This window comes from Nocardioides sp. (genome assembly GCF_004803405.1).
GTDB classification, from domain to species: Bacteria; Actinomycetota; Actinomycetes; order Propionibacteriales; family Nocardioidaceae; genus Nocardioides; species Nocardioides vastitatis.
The window spans coordinates 1-4,226 of the sequence record NZ_SSXI01000098.1; the positions used below are offsets into that span (position 1 = coordinate 1).

The 4,226-nt window shown below is 72.1% G+C and carries 4 protein-coding genes; all 4 read right to left on the reverse strand.

Going from position 1 to position 4,226, the window contains the following annotated elements; all coding sequences use genetic code 11:
• Positions 1-819: tRNA 2-thiouridine(34) synthase MnmA (gene mnmA, locus E7Z54_RS07260; protein WP_136432385.1), on the reverse strand; the 819-nt coding region annotated here is incomplete at its 3' end.
• A gap of 24 nt (positions 820-843) precedes the next feature.
• Positions 844-2,025, reverse strand: a complete 1,182-nt coding sequence (locus E7Z54_RS07265; protein WP_136432387.1) for a cysteine desulfurase family protein — start codon at positions 2,023-2,025, stop codon at positions 844-846.
• Between the two features lie 163 nt (positions 2,026-2,188).
• Positions 2,189-3,025 (reverse strand): endonuclease domain-containing protein, encoded by an 837-nt coding sequence (locus tag E7Z54_RS07270; RefSeq protein ID WP_240769560.1) that lies wholly within the window; start codon positions 3,023-3,025, stop codon positions 2,189-2,191.
• 257 nt (positions 3,026-3,282) lie between these two features.
• Positions 3,283-4,226: glutamate 5-kinase (proB, locus tag E7Z54_RS07275; RefSeq protein ID WP_136432390.1), on the reverse strand; the 944-nt coding region annotated here is incomplete at its 5' end.

Here is a 4,226-nt window from a genome sequence, read left to right on the forward strand (position 1 = left end):
GGTGCCGGAGACCGGCTCGATGTCGAGCACGTAGCGGGGCCTGCCGTCGGGCGCGGGTCGCCCGAGTCGCAGCCCCTTGCGCTGGCCGATGGTGAAGCCGTAGCTGCCGGCGTGCTCCCCGAGCACCTCGCCGCTCGCCTCGTCGACGATCGCGCCGCCGTGGTTGGGGGCGCGGTCGCCCAGCTTCTCGCGCAGCCAGCCGACGTTGTCGCCGTCCGCCACGAAGCAGATGTCGTGGCTGTCGGGCTTGTCCGCGACGAGCAGGCCGCGGGCGGCCGCCTCCTCGCGGACCCGCGGCTTCGGGGTGTCGCCGAGCGGGAACAGCGAGTGCCGCAGCTGCTGCTCGTCGAGGACGCCGAGCACGTAGGACTGGTCCTTGGCGGCGTCGACGGCCCGATGCAGCTCCACTCCCCCCTCGGCGGTGGTGATCACGCTGGCGTAGTGGCCGGTCGCGACCGCGTCGAAGCCCAGGGCCAGGGCCCGGTCGAGGACCGCCGCGAACTTGATCTTCTCGTTGCACCGCAGGCACGGGTTGGGGGTCTGGCCCGCGGCGTAGGTGTCCATGAAGTTCTCGACGACGTCGGTGTGGAACCTGTCGGAGAGGTCCCAGACGTAGAACGGGATGCCGATCACGTCGGCAGCCCGGCGCGCGTCGTTGGCGTCCTCGATCGTGCAGCAGCCCCGCGCACCGGAGCGGTAGGACTTGGGATTGCGGGACAGTGCGAGATGGATCCCGGTGACCTCGTGGCCGGCCTCGGCGGCGCGGGCGGCGGCCACGGCACTGTCCACCCCACCGGACATGGCTGCGACGACCCTCATCCCGATGTCATCCCCTCGACCCGCTCAGGCACGGGCCGCGCGGGCCCGCTCCACGCAGGGAGCGATCGCGGCCGCGACGGCCTCGACGTCGGCCTCGGTGCTGGTGTGGCCGAAGCTGAACCGCAGCGAGCTGCGGGCCTCCTCGGCGTCTCGGCCCAAGGCGAGCAGGACGTGCGAGGGCTGCGGCACGCCGGCGGAGCAGGCCGAGCCGGTGGAGCACTCGATGCCCCGGGCGTCGAGAAGCATCAGGAGCGAGTCGCCCTCGCAGCCCGGGAAGCTGAGGTGGACGTTCCCCGGCAGGCGGTCGACCGGGGCACCGTTGAGGACGACGTCCGGCACGGCACGTCGTACGGCGTCGATCAGGCGGTCGCGAAGGGCGGTGAGACGCGCGGCGTGGTCGGCCTGCTGCTTGACCGCCAGCTCGACCGCGGCGGCGAAGCCGGCGATGGCCGGCACGTCGAGGGTGCCACTGCGGACGTCGCGCTCCTGGCCGCCGCCGTGCATCAGCGCGGTCAGCTCCAGCTCGCGTCGGACGACGAGCGCGCCGACTCCCTGCGGGCCGCCGACCTTGTGCCCGGAGATCGAGAGCGCGTCGACGCCGGAGGCGGCGAAGTCGACGGGCACCGCGCCGATCGCCTGCACCGCATCGGTGTGGACCGGGATGCCGTGCTCGGCGGCGATCGCGACGACCTCGTGGACCGGCTGCAGGGTGCCGACCTCGTTGTTCGCCCACATCACCGTGATCAGGGCGACCGATGCGGGGTCCCGCTCCACCGACGCCCGCAGCGCGGCGACGTCGAGGCGACCCTCGCTGTCGACCGGCAGCAGCTCGACGTCGGCGTCCTCGTGCTCCTCGAGCCACTCGAGCGGGTCGAGCACCGCGTGGTGCTCCACGGCCGTCGACAGGACGCGGGTCCGGCGCGGGTCGGTCTCGCGGCGGGACCAGAACAGCCCCTTCGTCGCCAGGTTGTCGGCCTCGGTCCCGCCTGAGGTGAACACGATCTCCCCGGGGCGGCAGTTGACCGCCTGGGCGATGGTCTCGCGGGACTCCTCCACGATCCGGCGGACCCGGCGACCAGAGGCGTGCAGCGAGCTGGCGTTGCCGACCTCGCGCAGCCGTGCCGTCAACGCCTCGACCGCGACGTCGGTCATCGGCGTCGTCGCGGCGTGGTCGAGGTAGACCGTGGGGGTCTGGTCGGCGGTCATGTCGTGCTCCAGCCTACGCGTCCCGCCACACCGTCGATCGGGGCCATCCAGACCCGCGAGATGGGACTTCCCCGGGGCCGAGTTGGGACTTCCCCTTCTCGGCCTCCCCGTAGGCGCCAGACCGAGTCGGGACTTTCCCGGGTCTGAGCTGGGATTTCGGAGATCAGAACCGACGGACGGAGTACGACGTGGCGAGGGCGGCCCGCAGCTCCCTCAGCCATCGGTCCAGGGCGGGGCCGGTGAAGTCGCCGTTGCGGACCACGATCACGGTCCAGCCGTGGTCGCGGAGCCAGTCGCGTCGCTGCCTGTCGTGCTCCAGCTGCGCGGGGACCTGCTGGTGGGCGTCGACGCCGTCGTACTCCACGCAGGCCCGCAGGCCTGGATAGGCGAAGTCCAGCCGAAAGGTCGGCACACCGTCGAGTACGATCCAGTGCTGCGGCTCGGGACGAGGCAGGCCGGCGTCGACGATTGCCAGGAGCGTCCACGACTCGCGCTGCGACTCCACGCGCGGCTCCAGCAGCGCGATCAGCTGCCTCAACTGGACGACGCCGCGACGGCCGCGGAACCGCGGCAGGCTGGCGGCGAGGTCCGCCACGGTGAGGCGATGATGCCGCGCGAGCTCGTTCATCGCCGCGAACGCCTCACGCCGCCGAAGGTTGCAGCCCAGGTCCATGGCGGTTCGCAAGGGCGTGGTCACGCGGAGTCCGTGGACCTCGACGATGTCGTCGGGCGCCAGGTCCCTGGTCCGGCCGTCGACACCGGTCAGCTCGGTGGGATCGCTGCCGCGCAGGGCGCACATCTCGACGCTCAGGGTCAGGTCGTGCTCCGCGCGGGTGTAGGCGTCGACGCCGTGGATCAGTGCCGCCGTGCGGTCGATGAAGACGTCGTGGGGACGCGCCAGGGCAACCGCCGCGAGATCCGCGAGCGCGTTGTCCGAGCCACGGCGCGGCCGGTAGCTGCCGCGAACCGGCCGGCGCAGGAGCCCATCGACCACAGCCATGCGCAGATCGTCCGCACTCAGACCGAGCCGAGCACGGTCGGCGTGGGTGAAGGCAGACTCTGGGAGCGATTCGCGATCCAGCATGTCACGTAGCGTCGGCATCCGGCGGGCGTCGTACTCCTGGTGGCAGCGCGCCTGTGGACAAGGGACCAGCAACGGAGACCTGTGGACAGGATCTGGCCGGAAACCTAGAGAAAGTCCCAGCTCGGCATCCCCAAAGCCGGCTTTCGGGGGCGAGGAAGTCCCAACTCGGCGGGTTAGAGCACCACGAGGTCGTCGCGATGCACGACCTCGCGCTCGTAGGCCGCACCGAGCTCGCGCTTGAGCTCCTTGGAGGACCGGCCCAGCAGCGCCGGCAGCTCGGAGGCGTCGAAGTTCACCAGTCCTCGGCCGACGACCTCCCCCTCGGGGCCGAGGAGGTCGACCGGATCGCCGGCGCTGAACTCCCCCTGCACGCCGGTGATGCCGGCGGCCAGCAGCGAGGCACGTCGCTCGACGACAGCCCGGACCGCGCCGGCGTCGAGCAGGACCGCCCCCTTGGGCTCGGTGGCGTGGCGCAGCCACAGCAGGCGGATCGGGCGGCGCTTTCCGGTGGCGTGGAACAGGGTGCCGACGGGTTTGCCTGCCAGCGCGTCACCGGCGTACTCCGCCGAGGTGAGCACCACCGGGATGCCGGAACCGGTCGCGATCGCCGCGGCGTCGACCTTGGTCACCATGCCCCCGGTGCCGACACCGGCCTGACCCGCCGAGCCGACGACGACGTCGGCGAGGTCGCGATCGGCACGGACCTCGCTGATCAGCCGCGCCCCGGGCCGGCTGGGCGGTCCGTCGTACAGGCCGTCGACGTCGGAGAGCAGCAGCAGCAGGTCGGCATGGACCAGGTGCGCGACGAGAGCGGCGAGCCGGTCGTTGTCACCGAACCGGATCTCGGTGGTAGCCACGGTGTCGTTCTCGTTGACGATCGGGATCACGCCCAGCTCGAGGAGCTTGGTGAAGGTCTGGTGCGCGTTGCGGTGGTGGGCGCGGCGGGTGACGTCGTCGAGGGTGAGCAGCACCTGACCGGCGGTCAGCCCGTGCCGGGCGAGCTCCTCGGTGTAGCGGTGGACGAGCAGTCCCTGGCCGACGGATGCCGCCGCCTGCTGCGCCGCGAGGCCGCGCGGACGCTTCGCCAGGCCGAGCGGCGCCAGGCCCGCGGCGATCG